Annotated in this window: 20 protein-coding genes; 6 read left to right on the top strand and 14 right to left on the bottom strand. The window is 40.9% G+C overall.

Translation table 11 applies throughout. The annotated features are described in order from the left end of the window. Positions 1–97 precede the first annotated feature (97 nt). A complete protein-coding gene (locus BLU58_RS05540; RefSeq protein ID WP_093291231.1) occupies positions 98–859 on the top strand; it encodes a YheC/YheD family protein in 762 nt (253 codons plus the stop codon). A 75-nt stretch (positions 860–934) separates the two neighbouring features. On the opposite strand, the gene BLU58_RS05535 is transcribed toward BLU58_RS05540, so the two are convergent. The 5 genes from BLU58_RS05535 to BLU58_RS05515 all read right to left on the bottom strand — a co-directional run bounded on the left by BLU58_RS05535 (position 935) and on the right by BLU58_RS05515 (position 8,127). Next, the gene (locus BLU58_RS05535; protein ID WP_176786507.1) at positions 935–3,085 is read right to left on the bottom strand and encodes an OmpL47-type beta-barrel domain-containing protein; all 2,151 of its coding nucleotides are present in this window, start codon (positions 3,083–3,085) and stop codon (positions 935–937) included. 212 nt (positions 3,086–3,297) lie between these two features. After that, complete coding sequence (locus BLU58_RS05530; RefSeq protein WP_093291230.1) at positions 3,298–4,956, bottom strand: glycerol-3-phosphate dehydrogenase/oxidase; 1,659 nt, start codon at positions 4,954–4,956, stop codon at positions 3,298–3,300. A 122-nt stretch (positions 4,957–5,078) separates the two neighbouring features. Beyond that, entirely contained in the window at positions 5,079–6,572 is a 1,494-nt protein-coding gene (gene glpK, locus BLU58_RS05525; protein ID WP_093291229.1) for a glycerol kinase GlpK, read from the bottom strand. Between the two features lie 55 nt (positions 6,573–6,627). Further along, on the bottom strand, positions 6,628–7,338 hold the full coding sequence (locus BLU58_RS05520) for an MIP/aquaporin family protein (protein ID WP_093291228.1): 711 nt from the start codon (positions 7,336–7,338) through the stop codon (positions 6,628–6,630). 228 nt (positions 7,339–7,566) lie between these two features. Continuing rightward, complete coding sequence (locus BLU58_RS05515; protein ID WP_093291227.1) at positions 7,567–8,127, bottom strand: glycerol-3-phosphate responsive antiterminator; 561 nt, start codon at positions 8,125–8,127, stop codon at positions 7,567–7,569. 261 nt (positions 8,128–8,388) lie between these two features. Here BLU58_RS05515 and BLU58_RS05510 point away from each other — a divergent pair, with 261 nt between their 5' ends. Continuing rightward, entirely contained in the window at positions 8,389–9,792 is a 1,404-nt protein-coding gene (locus tag BLU58_RS05510) for a protein kinase domain-containing protein (protein ID WP_093291226.1), read from the top strand. A gap of 51 nt (positions 9,793–9,843) precedes the next feature. Here the strand turns inward: BLU58_RS05510 and BLU58_RS05505 are convergent, their stop codons facing one another. The 7 genes from BLU58_RS05505 to BLU58_RS05475 form a co-directional block, all read right to left on the bottom strand. Then, positions 9,844–10,524: a uracil-DNA glycosylase gene (locus tag BLU58_RS05505; RefSeq protein ID WP_093291225.1), complete on the bottom strand. Its 681-nt coding sequence runs from the start codon at positions 10,522–10,524 to the stop codon at positions 9,844–9,846. A 111-nt stretch (positions 10,525–10,635) separates the two neighbouring features. Further along, positions 10,636–11,907, bottom strand: a complete 1,272-nt coding sequence (locus BLU58_RS05500; protein ID WP_093291224.1) for a M14 family metallopeptidase — start codon at positions 11,905–11,907, stop codon at positions 10,636–10,638. Positions 11,908–12,109: 202 nt separating this feature from the next. Next, entirely contained in the window at positions 12,110–13,390 is a 1,281-nt protein-coding gene (gene aceA, locus BLU58_RS05495; RefSeq protein ID WP_369813685.1) for an isocitrate lyase, read from the bottom strand. Positions 13,391–13,423: 33 nt separating this feature from the next. Then, positions 13,424–15,028 (bottom strand): malate synthase A, encoded by a 1,605-nt coding sequence (gene aceB, locus BLU58_RS05490; RefSeq protein WP_093291222.1) that lies wholly within the window; start codon positions 15,026–15,028, stop codon positions 13,424–13,426. A 446-nt stretch (positions 15,029–15,474) separates the two neighbouring features. Then, on the bottom strand, positions 15,475–16,659 hold the full coding sequence (locus tag BLU58_RS05485; RefSeq protein WP_093291221.1) for a ZIP family metal transporter: 1,185 nt from the start codon (positions 16,657–16,659) through the stop codon (positions 15,475–15,477). Between the two features lie 12 nt (positions 16,660–16,671). Beyond that, positions 16,672–17,739 carry a multicopper oxidase domain-containing protein gene (locus BLU58_RS05480; RefSeq protein ID WP_093291220.1) on the bottom strand — a complete coding sequence of 356 codons (1,068 nt, stop codon included), beginning with the start codon at positions 17,737–17,739 and terminating at the stop codon, positions 16,672–16,674. A gap of 139 nt (positions 17,740–17,878) precedes the next feature. Continuing rightward, entirely contained in the window at positions 17,879–18,250 is a 372-nt protein-coding gene (locus BLU58_RS05475; RefSeq protein WP_093291219.1) for an iron chaperone, read from the bottom strand. 185 nt (positions 18,251–18,435) lie between these two features. On the opposite strand from BLU58_RS05475, the gene BLU58_RS05470 reads away from it, so the two are divergent. From BLU58_RS05470 to queF, 4 genes are read left to right on the top strand one after another with little or no spacing between them, the layout of a single operon-like run. Then, positions 18,436–19,140, top strand: coding sequence for a radical SAM protein (locus tag BLU58_RS05470; protein WP_369813684.1), 705 nt, complete (start codon positions 18,436–18,438; stop codon positions 19,138–19,140). A 14-nt stretch (positions 19,141–19,154) separates the two neighbouring features. Further along, positions 19,155–19,856 (top strand): 7-cyano-7-deazaguanine synthase QueC, encoded by a 702-nt coding sequence (queC, locus tag BLU58_RS05465; RefSeq protein WP_093291218.1) that lies wholly within the window; start codon positions 19,155–19,157, stop codon positions 19,854–19,856. A gap of 4 nt (positions 19,857–19,860) precedes the next feature. After that, on the top strand, positions 19,861–20,247 hold the full coding sequence (locus BLU58_RS05460) for a 6-pyruvoyl trahydropterin synthase family protein (RefSeq protein WP_093291217.1): 387 nt from the start codon (positions 19,861–19,863) through the stop codon (positions 20,245–20,247). A 27-nt stretch (positions 20,248–20,274) separates the two neighbouring features. After that, positions 20,275–20,757 carry a preQ(1) synthase gene (gene queF / locus BLU58_RS05455; protein ID WP_093291216.1) on the top strand — a complete coding sequence of 161 codons (483 nt, stop codon included), beginning with the start codon at positions 20,275–20,277 and terminating at the stop codon, positions 20,755–20,757. Between the two features lie 16 nt (positions 20,758–20,773). Here queF and BLU58_RS05450 read toward each other — a convergent pair whose 3' ends face one another. Further along, a complete protein-coding gene (locus BLU58_RS05450; RefSeq protein WP_093291215.1) occupies positions 20,774–21,496 on the bottom strand; it encodes a 4'-phosphopantetheinyl transferase family protein in 723 nt (240 codons plus the stop codon). A gap of 39 nt (positions 21,497–21,535) precedes the next feature. Further along, on the bottom strand, positions 21,536–22,210 hold the full coding sequence (locus BLU58_RS05445) for a 3'-5' exonuclease (RefSeq protein ID WP_093291214.1): 675 nt from the start codon (positions 22,208–22,210) through the stop codon (positions 21,536–21,538). Positions 22,211–22,301 lie beyond the last annotated feature (91 nt).

The raw sequence follows: 22,301 nt of genomic DNA, 5'->3' as shown, positions 1-22,301 counted from the left end.
CATTTAAACCATTATATGAATTTGTGTCAGGGCGAATTCCTTCTGCCGTGAACAATTTTGAACTTGTACATATATTGATGCAAAGGGGTGAGGTTCATTGAAAAGATATTCATTTCGTTTGTCTAGCAAATGGACTAAGACACTAGCTTTATCAAAAAGCAATCATCTTAAAGCTAATATTCCGACAACCGGAATGTGGAGTAAAGAGAATCTCCAAGACTTTTTAACAACATATCAAATGGTTTATATAAAACCAGATCTAGGTTCACAAGGGAGAGGAATTATTCGAGCTAGCGTCAAAGACGGAAAGTATGAAGTGCGTTATGAGAAAAGTACTCGAATTTTTTCGAATTTCAACCATCTATATAAGTTTATAAGCAGATATAAAGGCAAAGAAAAATATTTAATTCAACAAGGAATAAATATGTTAACCCATAAAAAATCTTCTTTTGATTTTCGCATCATGGTTCAACATAATCCCAGCAAACAATGGGAAGTTACTGGCATAGCCGGACGAGTAGGAAATAAGAAATTGATCGTCACAAATGGAAGTAAGGGAGCGACCATTAAGCCCATTGAGACTCTCCTAGCACCCTATCTTCCTCATGGAAAATTACAAACATATATTAGCCAACTAGAAACATTTAGTGTATCTATCGGAACACATCTACAAAAAGTATATCCTAGCATTAGAGAAATAGGTCTTGATATCGCACTTGATTCCAATCTCAAACCATGGATATTAGAATTTAACACAAGTCCCGGACTCCATCCTTTCGCAAAATTACCTGATAAGCGAGCTCTTTATAAGATGATTCGTTATGGGAGAACCTATGGTCGTACCAAGTACCTATATTAAAGGAACCACCTTTTTTCAAAGGTGGTCCGATCGTTTGTTTCAATCTAATGGGGAGGCTATACTAGGCCTGCCCGCTTACTTATTTTGTGCTAAAAGTGCCTCCAAAATGAGAGAAACATCCTTCTTAGCATCTTGATTGATCCAATCTGGATTTTTAGATACTACATCTACTACTTTTCCAATCGAAACGAATCCACTTGCTTTATAAATGGTTCCTAAAATCCAATTCCCTTTTGCATATTCCTCATGTGCAAGAGTGAAATATTTTTTCGCTTGATCCGCATGTTGTAAAATAGGCTTTTCCAGCTTGGGATTGATCCATTTGCTGTTTTTTACATAGTCATATAAAAAATCTACATCCACTTTTGCCACAGGAATCATGGCAACCTGGACTTGTTCCATATTTCCTGCAGAGTCAATAGAGCGAAATGACAAAGATTGCGATGGTTCACCATTCAAAGATAGGGGAGCTGAATACTCCTCCCAGTTCTCCTTTCCTTCAAAGCGGTACTCCACTTTCTTCACTGCTGTATCATCTGTTGCCGTTAGAGTAAGAGTCGCTTTATTTAAATAAGTCCCAGTCGATAGCTTGGTCCCTTCTACAGAAAAAGTAGTAACGGGAGGATTTACATCAGAAGGCTCGCCTGGAAGTGGCTCGATAGGTACACGATTAATCGTGACAGCCTTTGAGTAGACAGCCGATTTATCGAGACGAAGGCGAAGGGTAGCCGATCCTGTTATGGATGGTTTTATTTTCATCGTAAGATTGATTTTTGCTCTTCCTGTTGCATCTGCTTTGATATCAAACGGAGCACTATACCCATAAGAATCTGGCCACGTACCATCTGCTTTTTTCAACATAGCTACTTGAGTGCCGCCTGCTTGATAGATCCCTAGATCTAAACCAGATAACGTCTGGCCAGGTGTTAAATGATCTACTGTAACATTTAGTCCAAATTCTTCGCCATCAGGTAAGACGGATTGATGAGTAAGGGTATACACGGGTTGAACTGGCGCTGCTTGTGAGGAACCATACGATCCAGGTTTAAAAGTACTAGGGTCCCACCATTTATAACCTGCTTCAGGTGCTGCCCAAGGTTCTGCTTGAGGTTCAGTCGAAGCTGCTGGTTCTTCCATCGGCAAAGTAGGTGTTGGCTGGTCTAACTGAAGCCCTTCTATCTGATCCAGGCTAGTATATGTTTCTTTTTTAGCCAACCAATTAACCGTATTTACTAGCAATTTTGCGTCGTCTTGCTCTTTAAAACCGTCATAAGTAGTCTTCTTTTTTCCGTTTTCCTCACGAAGATATTTAGGGGTAATATCTTCAACTGGAGAAGAATCGCCGATAAAAGCAGCTTTTCCTTTTCCTTTTTTCGATATCGCCATATAAGGACCTTCTGCCACTCCACCACCCATGTAGACTCCTTGGTCAACTGAGTGCGCCCATTTTGTATTCGTGGTTGGTAGATATACAAGTCCTTTTGCTTTTTTAGGATCTGTAATCATCAATGTGGAACCCGCATGCATTGCTACATTTGAAACCCCGGAAGTAATCCCAAAGCTTTGTTCAGGAGCTACAACATGGTTTGCCGTTACATCCCCAATTGCATTATATCGGAAGCGAATACCAAACTGCTCGTTAAGCCAGTCCGTACTTGTGACATCCTTCATCGCTTCTGAATTTTTCTCCTCGTCACTCATCCCCTTTGTTGGATTTCCAAATGCGCCACGTCGATAGCCATTCATTACCTCAGAACCATCCCAGCGGTTCTTATTACGATCTGCATTATAGTGATCCCCGATGAAGAAAATACTGCCACCCTGCTCCACATATTGTTTCATAGCAGCTTGTTCGGTTTGTTTATATGGGATGTTTGCTTCCCCGATAACAAGTACATCATATCCCCTTAGATCGGTAAGTGTAATCGGAGTTTTCTTTCGCAGTTCTTTTACATAGAAACCATCATTAGCAAGTCCATTTGCAAAATCTGAAAATCCACCATCAATTACCCAATCAGCTGCACCAGCAGTTTGTCCATGAGTATTATCAAATAATACCTTTTTTCCAGCATTCCCATTTACAACCTTCGGACTAATAAACGGAGCAGGATCAATCGGACCCTCTGCGTGAACAGATCTTTCATTCCAAAAATAGAGTGGAATCGATACTGTCACGATTGCAAATGAAAGGACAAGCTTTGAAGATTTCCTCAACAAGCTTAGCATAATACTCCTCCTAAAATTAGAAAAATTATGACTACAAATTCCCCTTAGATCGAAGCAAACAATCCTATCATAACACGAAATCAAACATATAACACGAAATTATCAATAATTTTATACCTTTTATATCGAAAATTTACACTTTATAAATTACTAACACTCATTGCGAAAAACCCTCCATATTATAAGTAAATGGAGGGTAGAAACACATTTCATTAAATCGCTTCTGTAGCATATTTGATCTCTTGTTCAAGATGTTTCATATGGTGTTCTGTAGTCTGCTCATCCCAATTCGATTTCTCTTTCATGTATTGTAGGACAAGTTCTTTCCATTCTCTAACCCATGCAATATCAAACAATAAACTACCTGTTCTACGAATAAAGAAGTCAACTGGAGTTGCTACCATTTCGTACTCCATTCCATATACAAGCGCTCCATATACTTCCGAAGAAAGATGATATTTCTTTGCCTCATGATCACCTTTGTTTATGATGTCATACACTTGATCGATATTGCTACCGTAGCGGTTAGCTAGACGCGATGCTTCTTCTTTAGATAAGCCTATTTGAATCCCTAGTTCTATTTTCCCTTCAATAAATGCTTTATAGCCACTGGAACCTCCTAGATCACCGCCAGAAAGAACCATTCTCTCCGTATGGCAATCTTTGAAACTTCTCCCCTCTTCATTTTCAAGCTCAGAACCAACTAAATCAACAACTCGTTCAGCCATCTTACGATACCCAGTCAATTTTCCACCAGCAATCGTAATCAATCCTGATTCAGAGTGGAAGATCTCATCTTTTCGAGAAATTTCAGATGGGGATTTTCCTTCTTCATGAATGAGGGGTCTCACTCCTGCCCAACTTGATTCCACATCTTCTGCTGTCAAACCAACAGAAGGGAACATATGATTGGTGGCCGCAATAATGTAGTCACGATCCTCTTTTGTCATTCGAGGATGGGTAAGATCTGAATGGAAATCAGTATCTGTGGTTCCGATATAGGTTTTCCCGTCACGTGGAATCGCAAAAACCATACGTTTGTCGTGAGTATCAAAATAAACAGCCTGACCGAGTGGGAATCTCTTTTGATCTACAACAATGTGTACACCTTTTGTCCAATGCAGATACTTCCCTTTTTTAGAACCATCTTGTTCGCGCAATTCATCTACCCACGGACCCGTAGCATTTACAATCTTTTTCGCGTAAATGTCGAACTTCTTATTCGTTAGTAGGTCAATCGCATTTACACCAACTAACTTGTCATTATCATAAATAAGACCTTCTGCTTTTACATAGTTAAATGCTTTCGCACCATATTCAGATGCTTTTTTCATTACTTCTAACGTAAGCCTTGAATCATCAGTACGATATTCTACATAGTATCCAGAACCCTTTAAATCCTCCTTGCGAAGAAGAGGTTCTTTCTCGAGGGTTTGCTCTAGGTTTAGCATCTGACGACGTTCATTTTTCTTTACACCTGCTAATAGATCGTAAATCCAAATCCCAATCGAGCTGGCTAACTTACCGTAGGTTCCACCTTTTACGATCGGTAAAAGCATCCATTCAGGCTTGGTAACATGTGGTGCATTTTCATACACAATCGCACGTTCTGTACCTGTCTCTGCAACAATTCCAAATTCCAATTGTTTCAGATAACGTAGTCCACCGTGCACCAGCTTTGTGGAACGGCTCGATGTTCCTGCGGCGAAATCCTGCATTTCAATTAACACTGTGTTTAATCCTCGCGATTGAGCATCCAGCGCAATCCCTGCACCCGTAATTCCACCACCAATTACTAATAGATCAACCTTCTCTGAGGATACCTCTTGTAACTCTTTCTCACGCCCATTAACAGAAAAAATGGTACTCATCCTCAACTACCTCCCTTTTCTCAAAAAGGAAAAACCACACTACCCTAACACATTTGTGTTAGGGTGATGTGGTTGATCTCCTCGTCTCATCCATTTATTAACTTGTTCAATTTCTTCCGAAATTATTTAAACGTACGAGTAGAACTTACAGCTTTCACCCAACCATTATACAGCGTCTCGCGGGTCTTGTCATCCATATCAGACTCATAATCACGATCAACATTCCAGTTTTCAGCAATTTCTTGCTTGTCTTTCCAGAATCCAACCGCAATCCCCGCCAGATAAGCTGCACCTAATGCAGTTGTTTCTAGAATGACTGGTCGCTCAACTGGTACGCCTAGAATATCACTTTGGAACTGCATTAAGAAGTTATTAGCAGTTGCTCCACCATCTACACGTAGTTTCTTTAACTCAATAGAAGAATCCGCTTCCATCGAAGCTAATACATCTTTGGTTTGATAAGCAAGTGACTCTAGAGTTGCTCTTACTAAATGAGACTGATTGGTTCCCCTGGTTAAGCCAAAGATTGCACCTCTCGCATCACTATCCCAGTATGGCGTTCCAAGACCGACAAAGGCTGGCACCACATATACCCCATCTGTAGAATCTACTTGTGTGGCTAGTTCTTCTGTGTCGCTAGCTGATTTGATTAATTGTAATCCATCACGAAGCCATTGGATCGCAGAACCAGCAACGAAGATACTCCCCTCTAGTGCATACTCTACTTTGCCGTCAATACCCCATGCGATGGTTGTTAATAAGCCATGTTGGGAGCGAACAGCTTGTTCTCCTGTGTTCATTAGCATGAAACAACCTGTTCCGTAAGTGTTTTTCGCCATTCCTGGCTCAAAACATGCTTGTCCGAATAGAGCAGCTTGCTGATCTCCAGCAATCCCCGCAATCGCGATCTCTTCACCGAAGAACAAGGACTTTTCAGTCACTGTATATACTTCGGAAGAAGAACGAACCTCTGGAAGCATGGACTTCGGAACCGTTAGAATTTCAAGTAATTCATCATCCCACTGCAAATCATAGATATTATACATAAGGGTACGTGAAGCGTTTGTATAGTCTGTTACATGTGCCTTGCGACCTGATAACTTCCATACTAACCAAGTATCAATCGTTCCAAATAACAAATCTCCGTTTTCAGCCTTTTCTCTTGCTCCTTCTACATGATCCAAGATCCATTTTACTTTGGTTCCAGAGAAGTAAGCATCAATTAGTAAACCTGTTTTATTGCGGAATAACTCATCATAACCCTTTTCTTTTAGTTCTTCACAAATATCAGCTGTTTGTCTGGATTGCCATACAATCGCGTTGTAAATTGGCTCTCCGGTGTTCTTATCCCATACAACCGCTGTTTCCCTTTGGTTTGTAATCCCGATGGCAGCCACTTCATACGCAGAAACAGGATGCTTAGCTAAGACTTCTGAGATAACGCTTTGTACAGATCCCCAGATCTCCATCGCGTCGTGCTCAACCCAACCAGCTTGTGGAAAGATTTGTGTAAACTCCTTCTGTGCAGTACCTAATATCTTACCTTGTTTATCAAATAAGATCGCTCTAGAACTTGTAGTTCCTTGATCAATGGATAACACGTATTTCTTTTCCAATACAAACACCTCATTTATCTGTATTTTAATGGGGTAATCTAGGCGTACCTATCTATTAAATGACAAAACCGTATGCAACCGCTGCCAAAATCGCTCCCACGATCGGTCCAATTACTGGGATCCATGCATATCCCCAATCAGAAGAACCTTTACCGGCAATTGGTAGAATCGCATGCGCAATACGAGGTCCCAAATCACGTGCTGGGTTGATTGCATATCCAGTTGTTCCACCAAGTGACATACCGATCGAAACGATTAAAAATGCTACTGCCATCGTTTGTAGTCCATCAGCAAATACAAGGCCTTTTGCCCCGAATGCTAATAAGACGAACACAAGAACGAATGTACCAATTGCTTCACTCATAAAGTTGGCAAACGGACTTCTGATCGCTGGACCTGTAGAGAATACGGCTAATTTATCTGCAGGGCTTTGTGTTTCCTTCCAATGTGGGAGGTAGTGCAACCATACAAGAATGGCTCCTAAGAAAGCTCCGATCATTTGAGCTGCAATCATCGATCCCACCTTTGCCCATGCTAGCTTCCCAGCTATGGCAAAACCAATTGTTAGAGCAGGATTTAAATAAGCTCCACTATAGTGACCTACCATATATGCCGCAAGCATTACAGCAAAACCCCAGCCAAACGTAATCACGATCCAACCCGAATTTTGGGCTTTTGATTTGTTCAAAACAACCCCTGCTACTACTCCATTCCCTAAAAGGACTAGAAGCATAGTACCAATTAATTCTGCTACAAAAATAGACATTTGAGATGCCTCCCTAGTATTGGTGGTAATGGATGAGTGTAAAATGACAGATTATTTAAACATCAGAACGAAAGAAAAAAGACTCACAACAAAACCCTTCATCCTTCTCCATCCAGAAGCAGAAGACTTTCCGTGACTCTCCTCATCTCATCACTACTACTATTAACTTGTGAAAACGATTTCATGGACTATATTAAATGATTATGTTGCCTATGACAAGCCTTTTATTTAGAATTTCATTTTCCAAAGTTTCTCACTTGACGTTGTCGCCGCAACAGCACCTGCTTGAATCGCCTGCTTCACTTCCTCTTCTGTCCGGATCAATCCCCCAGCTAGTACTGGTATACCTGTATGTTCTACAACTTCGCGGATAATATGTGGCATAATTCCAGGTAAAACCTCGACAAAGTCGGGTTTAAATGACTCGAGCAATCGATAACTTGTGTTTAATGCATGAGCATCTAAGAGAAAAACCCGCTGAATCGCGATCAGTGATTTTTTCTTTGCTACACTTACAACAGGAGTTCGAGTGGAAATAAGTCCCGTGGGCCGAATCGTTTGACAAAGAAACTCAGCAGCGTACTCATCACTGCGCAACCCTTGTACAAGATCCACATGCAACAATACTTTTTTCTTATGTTGATTTGCCAAATTCATTAATGCCTGTAATTGAGCTACATGGCTATCTAAGAGAATAATATACTCAAAATTTGTCTTCATTAGCCTTTCAAATTGCTTAATATTCTTCGCAGCAGGCAGGATTTTTTGGTTTTTAAAGTGGTGATTCATCATTTCCTCCGAAGTTTATAGGTGTATTATCAATTTCACCTAGGTAGAAGGATAAAATACCTCGTTTTAATGCGAAATTGGTTTCCCTTTTTGTTTGTTCAACAAACTAGTTTTAATATATTTGTTATAAAATTACCATTCATTTTCATGTTATCATATCTATATGTAGGTAAAATTAGTTTATCAGGTAATGATCCCTTCTAGTAAACAGAGTATTACATGATCCGATAAATAGATTTCCTGAGAGGAATAGATATATAGATGGAAATAGGTCATAAATTAGACAACCGATATGAGCTGGTGGAACAGATTGGCGGCGGTGGAATGGCCACTGTATACAAAGCGATTGATTTAGTATTAGAGCGTTTTGTTGCAGTAAAAATCTTAAATCACTCGTTGCTAGATGATCAAGCATTTGTAAATCGCTTTGTTTTCGAAGCACGAGCCACCGCCAAGCTCTCACATCCACATGTGGTAAAGGTGTTTGATGCTGGTGTAGACTCTCAAAATTACTATATCGTAATGGAGCTTGTAGAAGGGCAAACATTAAAACAATACATCTCTCAGTATGGTCCTTTAGCAGAAATAGAAGCTGTACATATTATGAGACAAATTTGCCTTGGACTTGCCCATGCCCATAATCAAGGCATCATCCACAGAGATATAAAACCCCAGAACATTATCTACTCTACTGAGGATGCCACCTACAAAGTGGCTGACTTCGGAATATCCCGTGTTTTGCAAGAGACAAACTCTTTTACACAAACCGGGAAAGTAGTTGGCTCTGTTCATTATATGTCACCGGAGCAAATTACTGAGCAACCAGTCGGCTTTGCCACTGATCTCTACTCATTAGGAGTTGTATTTTTCGAACTTCTAGCAGGACGACCTCCTTATCGTGCGAAAGAAATGGTTATGGTTGCTCTCCAGCATATTAATGACCCAGTCCCGGATCTCAAAAAATACAATGCTGTCACTTCTGATAAAAGCATTCAAGTCATTACGAAATTACTTGATAAAAATCCAGAAAACCGCTATCAAAGCATAGGGGATCTACTAGATGAATTAGATGACCTATTGCCTAATGGGCATCAAAAACAACAAACGAAGGACCTTCGCTCTCCAAAAAAACAGAAGAAATACGATCGCAAGCGGTTTACATTTCTCCCTATTCTGTTAGGAATCATCATGATTGTCATTATCGGGATCATTGGATACTCATCGTTCTCAAATCAGGCATCTACCACACAAAAAACAGAGCAACCAACCACTAGTCATCCAGTGAATACAGAAAGTCAAAAAATACCTAGGTGGAAAAAGGAAGAACCTACGTATTTTACAAATGACGTATTCCTAAAGCACTCTATAACAGGATCGAATGGGAATTATACTGTAAAATTAAAAGTATCCCAAAAGCTAGCTCGTCCAGCCATCTACTACAATGTATATGTGGTTGGAAAAACTACCTCCGAAATAATCATTACTCGGAAAAAGGTTCCTATTCAGTTGAAACCAAATAAAAAAGATACCGATATAACCTTTTCGGTTACTATATCCAAATCTCACATTCCTCCAGAAGGCATTTTTAAAATCGAGATTTTTTGGTTAGATGATGAAAATGATTATCGCAGAGACCGAATCGAAAACCTATTAGAGAAGTTTTAGGGAATAGCAAAGCCAGTTCACATCAGAATTGGCTTTTGTTTTTTGGCCTTCCTACTCGATAGCAGGAATCGACCAATCAATTGGGTGCATATTGCTTTCTTGTAAAAATTGGTTGATGTAAGAGAATGGTTTAGAGCCAAAAAAACCTCTCCTTGCTGATAGCGGACTTGGATGAACAGACTCTAGGATCAAGTGATGATTCTTGGTGATAAGCTTCTTTTTCGCCTGAGCAGGCTTCCCCCACAATACAAATATAACGGGTTGCTCCCGCTCATTACACTTTTGAATCACAACATCTGTGAATCGTTCCCAGCCAATCTTTTTATGAGCCAGTGGGGTGCTTTCTCTCACTGTCAAAATCGTATTCAATAAAAGGACACCTTGCCGTGCCCATGACTGTAGGCACCCGTGATTAGGAGCAGAAATACCTAAATCTGATTCGAGTTCCTTATAAATATTTTTTAATGAAGGAGGTATCTTAATCCCAGGTTGAACCGAAAAGCTTAAACCATGAGCTTGTCCCACCCCGTGATATGGATCTTGACCTAAGATAACGACTTTCGTATCAGCGTACGAAGTAAACTGAAAAGCGGAAAATAAATCCTCCTGCTTAGGATATATAGTATATGTTTTCCTTTCTTCCTCTACTTTCGAGAGTAATTGCGTGAATTCATCGTGATATATCACATCGGTTAACACTTGATCCCAATCATTTTCAAAATACGCTTTCACTATGATCTCTCTTTTCTATCTGTTGTCATACATTAATAATAAGCCGAACAAATGTTTCTGTAAATAGAGAAGCTGCATCCGACAAAAAAGGATACAGCTTCTCACATGTTATTATTTAGATGAACATGATTTTCCAATCACAGAATAGGGACAAGCCGCTTTATCTGCTAGATAGAGTACAGCTGCTTTATTACGAGAAGTTTCTCTAGCAATTGCTTCATCAGGAGGGTAAAATCCTGGGAAAGAGCTTCTGGGGTACATTTCAAAAGTAAAGGCAAATATCTTATGAGCCCCATAAGCCCAGTCAGTCATTTCTCCATCTGCTATATACAGTTCACTCGATTGTTGCGGAGTATATCCGTTTGTACCTGCCATTTCTTTTGCCATCGTTTCAAATACATTATGATCATCTTGCGTCATATCGCTTGGGACTTCAGCATACGTGTAACCGTATGGATACAAAATGAGCTCACTATACGTATGGAAGGTTATTAACGCCTTGATTTGTTGCTCTCCACCCACTACTCGACCGTTAATAAAGTCACGCATTGCCGCAGTCTCAGGAGCAGAGAATGCCGATGCCCCACGATAAGTCTCACTTGATTTCGACCCACTTGATCCTCCACAACATCCCCATTTGTACCCGTAGTTCCGATTTAAATCGGTTCCTACATAAGAACTCCTTGAGTTGGGTTGGCGGTTTTTACGCCAATATCGATAGCTACCAGTAGCAACATCATACTCTCCACCATCTGGATTGACATTAAAGACAATGTAAATTTCGCGCTCATTTACGAGATCCGTGATTTGCTTATTGCTTCGATATTCCTTCGTAAATAGATCAAGTGTATACAATGCCATCTCAACTGTTAGATGCTCGCGTGCATGATGCAAAGAGGTATAAAGTACTTCTGGTTCATTCTCATCCACTTGCACATTGTCGCTAATCTTTACCGCCCATAATTCTCTCCCTTGATAAGAACGGCCAATGCTACGTTTCTGCACAATATCTGGATAGTCATGTACCGCAGCTTCGATTTTGGCCACCATTTCATTATAATTGTGATAGCCTGAATCAGATGACGGGAAATCCTCTGGATAAAAGTTTATTTCTTCCTTCACAGAAAATCCTTTTTGCTTGATGCTTTTTATCTCCTGTGGAGTTCCCACTACCTTTACATAATCGGCACCTACCTCTTCAATCGCAACACCTGTTGAAGAAACAGCTGTACGTTGCTCCTTCGTTTTCACATTCGATACCTTGTAAAACTTTGTGCCCAACTCGTACATAGTAGGGCTTTTACTTTGACTAAACCCAAGTACCGGAAAACAAGCAACGATCAACACAACAATCGACACCAGAGAAAGCCATTTTTTATTCATGCTATACACCCTCCTCATCAATTTGAGTAAAGCGGTTAATAACAGAAGACTCATCTCCCTCTTTACGTATTCGACATAGCACATAAACAACCTTCTTAAAAATAAAAATAATCAGATAATTAATGAAATTATTATTCTATCGGGACAGAAAAAAGAACAGCTCGATACAAAAGGAATCGGCTGTTAATACAAGCTTACTTATTTAAGCAGTAAACTGCTCTTCTTCTGTTGATCCCGATAAAGCAGTGGTCGATGAGGTCCCTCCCGAAATCACCATTGAAACCTCATCAAAATAACCAGTTCCTACTTCTCGTTGATGGCGTGTGGCGGAGTAACCTAGTGGCTCTGCTGCAAACTCCTCCTCTTGTAATTCGGAATAAGCCGCCATCCCTTGTTCACTATATCCTTTAGCTAATTGGAACATACTATGGTTCAAGCTATGGAAGCCCGCGAGTGTAACAAACTGAAACTTATACCCCATCTTGCCAAGCTCCTCCTGAAACTTCGCAATCGTGGCATCATCTAATTTTTTCTTCCAGTTGAAGGAAGGAGAGCAATTGTAGGCTAAAAATTTTCCAGGGAATTTCTTGTGAATTGCCTCTGCAAACTGTCTAGCTTCTTCTAGATTCGGCTCTGAAGTCTCACACCAGATCAGATCCGCATAAGGCGCATATGCAAGACCCCTAGCAATAGCCGTTTGTAAACCCGGACGAATTCGGAAGAAACCTTCTGAAGTACGTTCTCCTGTTAGGAACTCAGCATCACGCGGATCAATATCGCTGGTTAACAACTCTGCCGCATTGGCATCTGTGCGTGCAATAACGATCGTTGGCACCCCCATGACATCTGCCGCTAAACGTGCCGATACTAAGTTGCGAACTGCATGTGCTGTCGGAATCAATACTTTACCGCCTAGATGACCACATTTCTTTTCAGATGCTAATTGATCTTCGAAATGAACGCCTGCCGCACCTGCTTCAATCATTCCTTTCATTAACTCAAATACATTTAGCGGTCCTCCAAAACCTGCTTCCGCATCCGCTACAATCGGCGCAAACCAATACCGCTCCCTTTTCCCTTCTACATGCTCTACTTGATCGGCACGTTGCAACGCTTGGTTAATACGTTTGACTACTGACGGAACCGAGTTAGCTGGATACAAGCTTTGATCTGGGTACATATGGCCAGATAAGTTTGCATCCGCCGCTACTTGCCATCCACTTAAATAAATCGCTTTTAAACCTGCTTTCACTTGTTGAACTGCTTGATTTCCTGTTAACGCACCTAGTGCACGCACAAATGGATCTTGGTGCATCAGATCCCATAAACGTTCAGCACCCTTCTTCGCAAGTGTGTGCTCAATCATAAGCGAACCACGCAGCTTTAATACCTCTTCCGCCTGATAAGGACGCACAATTCCATTCCAACGAGGATTTAATTCCCACTCTTGTTTAAGTAATGCAAGCTGATCTTGAAATGTCACGATCATCCACTCCCTTTTTATCATTTCGGTTGTTTAGGTTAAAATCTCATAAGCTGGTACTGTTAAAAATTCTTCAAACTCATCCCTGATGGTCAGCTCTGAAAATAACTGAGTTGCCTCCTGATAGCGACCTTTTAGATATCGCTCTTCGCCTATTTCCATTTTTATCTTCAGCAACTCTTCCTCGAGCAACACTTGAAATAACTCAGCCGTGATTTTCCGACCGTCTTCCAGTATCCCTTTGTCATGGTGAATCCACTGCCAAACTTGTGCTCTCGAAATCTCAGCAGTTGCAACATCTTCCATCAAATAATGAAGTGCTACGGCTCCAAAACCGCGCAACCACGCCTCCATATATTGAACACCCACTCGAATGTTCATCCGTAACCCTTCTTCTGTGATTGTACCTTCCGGCACAGCAAGTAAATCACTAGCCACAACCTCTACATCGGGTCGCTGTTTGAAATATTGATTTACAGTTGGCATAATTCGGTCAAATACTTCCATCGCAATGGGCACTAGGGCCGGATGAGCCACCCATGTTCCATCATGTCCGTCAGATGCCTCCCTCTCTTTATCTGCTTTTACCTTATCCATCGCTTCTTGATGTAGCGCTGGATTCCCCTTAACCGGTATTTGCGCCGCCATTCCGCCAATCGCCGGAGCGTTTCTTCGATGACATGTTTTCACGGTTAATAAGGTATAAGCCCTCATAAAAGGAACCGTCATCGTAACTTGGGATCTATCTGGTAAAATGACATGAGGTTGCTTGGATAACTTCTTAATGTAACTGAAAATATAATCCCACCGACCGCAGTTCAATCCAGCCGAATGCTCCCGTAATTCATATAAAATCTCATCCATTTCAAATGCAGCCATAATGGTTTCAATGAGCACTGTTGCTTTAATCGTGCCTCGAGGAATTTCCATATAATCTTGAGCAAATAGAAATACATCATTCCAAAGCTTAGCTTCTAGATGACTCTCCAACTTAGGCAAGTAAAAATAAGGACCCGTACCACGTGCAAGCAATTCTTGAGCGTTATGATAAAAATAAAGTCCGAAGTCAAATAAGCTAGCAGGGATGGGCTTCCCATCAACGAGGAAGTGCTTTTCATCAAGATGCCATCCTCGCGGACGTACAAGTAGAACAGCCGTTTTTTCTTGCAATTTATACTCTTTACCAACCTCATTTACAAAATCAATCTGGCGACGAATCGCATTTCGAAGATGAATTTGCCCTTGTATGCAGTTCTCCCAACTCGGGGAATTTGAATCTTCTAAATCAGCCATAAAGACTTTCGCCCCAGAATTAAGCGCATTTATCACCATCTTTCGATCACTAGCTGGTCCCGTAATCTCAACACGGCGATCTAACAGATCCTCAGGTAAGGGAGCGATGGTCCAGTTACTTTCTCGAATATTTCGGGTTTCAGACAGAAAATCGGGTAACTCACCTTGATCCATTCGTTTCTGACGGTCTACTCTGTTATATATCAGTTCATTCCTACGTTGAGTGAAACATTTTGCTAACTCCACCAGAAATGAAATAGCATTGGGAGTAAGTATTTGGTATTCTGTTTCACTACAACCCCCTAAAATCCTTACTCCCTCTGGAAGCACATACTTCTGATTCAACTAAGTCCCTCCTCTATCCAAGTAAATAAATTATGTTATATAACAATACTGTTTTTTCATAATCTATACTAACACAGTATCCTGTTATATAACAATATGTATGTTGAAAATTATTTGTTACCTTATTTTTGTGTCATCGTACATTTGCTCTGAGATTATTTTTTCCCTCTTGCTCCTTCTTCCTTTGATGCGACAATTTTCCTCGGCACAGTGGCTGTCGATATTGGATAGCCTTATCGAACGGGTTCATTGGTATTTGGGTAAAATGAGCAAAGGGAGTGACTGTTTAGTTACTCCCTTTTCGGATTAAATTGCAAGCTTTGGTAGGTTGATACTAAGTATGACTTCTCTCACCTAAATCATGTTTATCCGAGAATATTCTTTGCTAAGTAAGAGAAAAGGAAACAAAGGTAGTTTTTGCAATATGTTCGATCTGGAGATTCTTTTCAGGCAGTAACAAACAACGCTGTAATATACATCACTACAATACCAGTCAGTAACCCGGCTACACCTACAGGCGTCAAGAAAGTTGCTCGATTCGACTCCGAACGCTCTAAGCGGAACACTTGTACAACCACTTGGAATATCGCACCCGCTCCGATTGATAGGAAGATGAGGGACCAAATGGGCGAATAAACAAATCCGCCAATCCAAGTACCTATTATGGCTGGAACACCGCCTATTGCTCCCAAAAGAAGTAAATGGCTAAATAAATTGGATCCCTTTATCTTCTCACGAGCAACAGGAACTACAATCGCTAAGCCTTCCGTAATATTGTGCAAAGTGAATCCCATAATGAGAAATGCCCCCATCGCTACATTACCTAGCGTAAAAGCGGCTCCGATTGCTAAGCCTTCACCCAAGTTATGAATCCCGATTCCCAAGGCAATCAGATAAGCCACTGTTAACTTCGTACGATAGTTATTAGATGAAGTTTCTTGTCGTGCTTCTGTATAAGAGCTGATTGCGCTTAAGATGAGGAAACTCCCTAATCCCCCTAGTAAAATAATACCGACCCCTTGAAATGCTCCCGGGATCTGATCAGCTAGTTCAAATGCTTCATTTAAAGAATCGATTCCTAAGAAAATAAGTAATCCAATCGTAACAGCTAGAACAAAAGTATAGCCCTTTCCGTCTAACTTCGCTACAAATGGCTTCCATAACATTCCTAAGAGAACCGGAATCACACCAACAAAAAGACCAATAAGTGCGAATAAGCCAAATGTACCCGGTGTTGCTTGTGAAACTTCCATCGCAGCCGAAATCTCGCCCGTAAACTTGGCACCTGTAGAAGTGACCACTGTTACGGCATAAGGCTCTCCCTCTACCCAGTGGAAAGGAATGGTGATGTCTGCTTGATCAAAACGACCAAGTTCCGATTTAGAAACTTCAGCATTCCACATCGCATCATTTACCGTTACTTGAGCAATCGTAACAGGATCAGCTCCCGTATTCGTCACTTTTGCTAAAAGCTTCCCCTCTACTGCCCATACACGGTCAAAACTGATCTCCTCTAACGGAATATTGGCACGAGGAATGAGCCGATCGACTCCTGAAAACAAACCGACAATCATCAAAGCAAGTAAGACAACCGGAAGCAAACCTAAAAGCCATTTCTTCGAAGCACTCATGATTCATTCCCCCTATTCCATTACCTCAAATAATCCCATCCAACCTAGCTCCGCAAATTCGCTTTGGTGGGCATGAAACATATATTTACCAGGGAATTTATACGAAAACTCCAACACAGACCGCTCTCCCTGACATAACATCACGGTATCCGTAATTTCATAATGGGTTAAAGATGTGCCTGTCCGGTACAGTTTGAACATATTCCCATGAAGATGGAAGGAATTAATCAAGTCAAACTCTGTAACATTTACTAAATAAATGCGTACTTCCTCTCCTACTTTTAACGGAATTGGATGATCTAAATATGCGTTTGCTAGACCATTAACGGTATAAAACTCATTTTCGCCATCAAAGTCTGTATCAAAGGCATTCATCACCATAACTAGCTCTTTCATCTTCTTTCTCGGCTCTTTTGGATCAATGATAAAAGCTCCGTAAAGTCCTTTTTCAATATGCTTTTTCAATGGCATGGTATGACAATGATATAGATGGAGACCAAAAGGCTCCGCTGTAAACTCGTAGGTAAAACTTTTACCTGGTTGTACTATTTCAAATGATCCATCCATGTTACCAGGATGAATTCCATGAAAATGAATGGTATGAGGATGAGCACTCCCATTATCAAACTTTATACGAAGCAAATCTCCCTCAGTGGCTCTAAGCGTAGGCCCTGGTGCAGTCCCATTATAGGTCCACGCCGGATAAAACACACCCGGGGCTATCTCTATCTCATTATCTTGTGCCAATATTGAGTATTCACGTATGATTCGACCATCTGGCAATTTACTGACTTTTCCGTAGTCAAATGTATCTAATACTTGTTGTGCCGATTGATAGGCTTTCGGCGAGGCTTTTTTATTCATAGCATGTACTTGATCCATCCCGCTACCATCATGGTTGGAGTGATTAGAATTAGATACACCAGCAATACGGTCCTCGCTTCGAATCCATTTAGGAAATAGCCACGTAGCCATACCTGCTATACCCAGAGCACCACCTATTCCCGCCTTCAAAAACTTACGTCGGGAGAAGAATGACGACAAAGTTTCATCTGACCCATTTTGTTTGCCTTTGTTCATGATGTTTGCCTCCTGCAACTTTTAGTCTAAAAAAATTCGACCCTTCATTTTCTTATGAATGAACCTGTACCTACATTACAAATATATGAGTAACGACCATATTAGTATATATTAATGCGAGGGGAAGGTCTATCCCCCCCTATTTTCTCCAAAAAGCGGAACAGTCTGCCTTATCTACAATGTTAAACTCGATCATCTTCTCAAGTAAGGGGAAATCAATTGGATCATCCCACCGAATGCGTACTAATTGCTTTGTATGTTCATAGCCAGCACGTTTAATTTCATCGGAAAAACGATCGATTACTATCTTTTCAGGTGAAAACGAAAAATGATGCTTGGCCACACTAAAACCGATAATAAATGTTCCGTGATCGGTAAACATAGGTTGATTCCATGCAATTCTAGGGGCTAGATTGGGGAATCTTTTACTAACCCAATCTAGCACTTCTTCTAGTCGAGCCCGATTTTGTCGATTCTCAATTGTAGCTAGATAATCTGCAAATGTTTCCATTGTTTCCTCCTAAGTAGAAATACGTGCTCCGAAAAAAACATCCTGTTCCTTATCTTCTAATCTCTATCGAAATACTCGAAAATATGTATTATCAATTCAGAAACCGAATTAATCCTGATTATCCAGTCGAATTATGATATGATTCTGTAGAATGTCTATAAAATAGGATGAAGTGAGGTGAGAACTTGCAATCTGTCTATGAATCAACCAAACTTCCTATGGTAGAAGTGTTTCAAACTGTTGAGGGAGAAGGAATGCGGGCGGGATTTCCCACTGTTTTCGTTCGTGTATTCAACTGTAATTTGCGTTGCACTTGGTGCGATACACCCTATAGCTATGCGCCAAGTACACCTGAATATCTTGCTACGATTTCAGAAATCCTACAACAAGTAAAGCAATATCCAGCAAAAAACATTTGTCTAACTGGTGGAGAACCCCTTATGCATGGACAAAAGTCATTACAGCTTCTTCAGGCGTTAGCGGAGCTAGATCATATTATGGATGTCCATATCGAGACCAATGGGGCAATTGATCTAACCCCTTTTCATGAATGGCGCCAAATCCATCCACAGGGTTATAAAGTTCGATTCGTCATGGACTACAAATTACCTGCTAGTGGTGAGTCTGAAAAAATGAATCTTCTTAACTTTGAACTCCTCCAAGCTGACGACGAAATCAAGTTTGTCATTGGGAATGAGGTGGATTTCCATTCAGCCCTGATCATCGCGAAACAGTATGTAAAGCAAGGTATCCCGATGTTTAGCCCTGTTTGGGAATCAATGCCCCCACATCGCCTAGTTGAATTAATGCTAGAGCACCAACTAACTAACATCAAACTAAACCTACAAATTCATAAAGTCATCTGGGACCCAAACCAGCGTGGCGTATAACACGGAGGCCTCTTATGAAGAAAAAAGCAGTTGTTGTTTTAAGCGGTGGTCTAGATAGTACCACTTGTATGGGAATCGCCGAGCATCAAGGATATGAATTATACCCGATTACCTTCTTCTATAATCAACTTCATCAACGTGAAGTGGAGCAAGCAAAGTGTGTGGCCGCTCATTACGGAGTAGGCCAAAATCATAAAATAGTCGATCTCTCCTATCTAGGACAGCTCGGGGGCAGTGCCTTAACAGATCCATCCATCCAAGTTCCCACAACAGGGGTTGATGAAGATGAGATTCCAGCCACTTATGTCCCCGCACGAAATCTAATTTTCTTATCAATGGCTACTGCCTATGCGGAAGTAATCGGTGCTAAAAAGATATTCGTTGGGGTGAGTGCTGTAGACTATAGTGGATACCCAGACTGTAGACCGGAGTTTATCCAATCGATGTCAGAGACAATCAATCTAGCTACGAAACTGGGTGTAACCTCTGATGCAGATGACCGCCTCTCCATAGAAGCCCCACTCATGCATCTGAACAAAGGGGAAACGGTAAAATGGGGATTGGAATTAGGGGTTCCTTATCACCTTACTACCTCTTGCTATCAGGGTTCAGAAGAAGCATGCGGCGTTTGTGATAGCTGTCTCCTTCGTTTAAAAGGCTTTACTGAAAACGATGCTAAGGATCCGATTCCCTACGCACAGCAGGTTTTGAGGTGATCTTATGCACGGTAAATACACATTAACTAAACACTTTTGGATCTCTTGTGCACATAGTGTGCCTGGTGCCGGAAAATGTGAAAGAATTCACGGTCATAACTATAAAGTAACTTTTTGTGTTGATGGCACGAAACTAGATGAAAGCCAGATGCTGATCGATTTTCGTCAAGTCAAACATGTAATCGAAAAAAAATATGACCATCACCTACTAAATGACTTTCCAGAGTTTAATCCGGAAGTAGGTGGAGCTGCGCCATCAACAGAAAAAGTGGCAGAAATCTTTTTCTGTGCGATCGAGCAACTTTGTCAGCAAAAATCGAACCAACCAACCCTTCGCTGGGTGGAGGTGCAAGAAACCAATGAAGCATTTGCTCGTTTCGAACGAGTTTAATTAAAGCGTGGAGATGAGGATAATATAATGGCTCAACACGACCTAGACCTACAATTACTGGGACAAAAAACAAACTACCACTTCGAATATAACCCGGATGTACTGGAGTCATTTGATAATCGACATCCGGACACTGACTACTTTGTAAAATTTAATACTCCGGAGTTTACCAGTTTGTGTCCGATTACCAACCAACCTGACTTTGCAACACTCTACATTAGTTATGTACCTGATCAGAAGTTGGTTGAAAGTAAATCGTTAAAGCTATATCTTTTTAGCTTCCGAAATCATGGCGACTTTCACGAAAACTGCATTGTGGTCATCATGAAAGATTTGATCAAACTACTTGATCCAAAGTACATCGAGGTTTGGGGCAAATTTCTACCTCGTGGCGGGGTCAGCATTGATCCGTATGCAAACTACGGCAAGCCTGGTACTCGCTGGGAAGCAATTGCCGAGCAACGCCTTGCACAACATGACCTCTATCCTGAGACGATTACCAATCGGTAGAAAAAAACCTAGTGATCTATGTGATCATTAGGTTTTTTTCAAGCTTACATATTTCATCGTATTTGATCTGTTTTACTTTATAAACGGGCTCTACTGCCTGTTCTGAACATAGCGCAGTCGATATCATACAGTCTTTCTTGGGATGAAACGTATAGAGGTGATATTCCCCATCAAATTCTCTATGATGATCAAGAGGCACAGAAAAAGATAACGGCTTCATCGAAAAGCCTTTGCCCTCTGCCTTCATCACTGCCTCTTTTCTAGTCCAAATCCAGTAAAAATGTTGAAGTCTCGTTTCAAGGTCATCCGGCTTTTTAACAAATGCCTGCTCTTCTTCCTGAAACACAAGAGGCATTACTTCCAAGTGATCCTTGAATGTGTTTTCAACATCAATCCCGACTTCGCCAGCTAGTGTAACCGCACAAGCTACAAGGCCATCTGTATGGGTTAAGTTAAAATAGATTTGCTTCTTTTCTTGCAGGCTCGGAATGAGATATAGCTTTCCATACATATTTTCTTGAAATCGTATGTCTGCCGATTCTAATCCTAAATATTCACCTAGCAACCCCTTCAATAACATTCTTCCCAACAGGAATTCCTTTTTCTTATGATCAACTAGATAAGAGTTTCGTTTTTCTTCTTCTTTTTGATCTAAAATAACTGTAAACCGACTTAATTCATCGGAATGCATAGCAGAAGGAATCTTAGTCCAATAAATTTCTACAGTGTTTTTATTCATTTGATCCTTCCCCTATCTGCCATGTCAAAAGGAGCTATACTATCCTTCTTCCATGAGTTGTGCACCAATTGATAGAACCAGCAGGCGCAACCCCTCACAATCACTGGTAGCTCGATGACTTGGAATGTATTCAATTTCTTTCTGCTCTAACGCCCTTGTTAAAGAAACAAAGCGCTCATCCCGATGTAACTGCTTGTACATTTTCATCACACACCGCGGATCGTAGCTAATCAGTGGCAATTGATACTTCTTACAGGTTCTACGAATCATCATGATATCCGCATCAGAGGCATACATTAATACGGTCTTCCCTTGAATAATGCTACCTACTTCTGGCCAAATTTCAGACCATGTAGGAGCATCTTGTACCATTTCATCTGTAATGCCATGGATATCCGTTGTACGCTTTGGAATAGGCTGAGAGGGCTTCACAAGTGATTCAAATAAAATCGCGCCTTCCGCATCTGTGATACCGATCTCGATGATTTCGTCCTCCCGTCCACCTCCTGTAGACTCTGTATCCAGTACCAACCAATCCCGTCTTAGATACCATTTCCGAAATAATTGTTTACTCTGTTCATATTCTTTTTCTATCTCTTTACATTTTTTCTCATAACAGAATGGACAAAGATTCACTTCCTCCATCCGTGCACGTTTCTTGCAGCGTTTACATCTTTGAATTTTTGGTTCGTTTTGTGTTTGATTTTGTTTCATAATGAGTAAATTTCCCCTTGTGCACAATCCCAAACGAATGTTTATCAGCGTATGTATATTTTTCTTACTACTATATCCTAACAGGCCCTCC

Source organism: Thermoactinomyces sp. DSM 45892, from assembly GCF_900107305.1.
Classification (GTDB): domain Bacteria; phylum Bacillota; class Bacilli; order Thermoactinomycetales; family Thermoactinomycetaceae; genus Baia.
The sequence above is the reverse complement of the archived record's forward strand: the minus strand, read 5'-3'. Positions and strand labels throughout refer to the sequence as shown.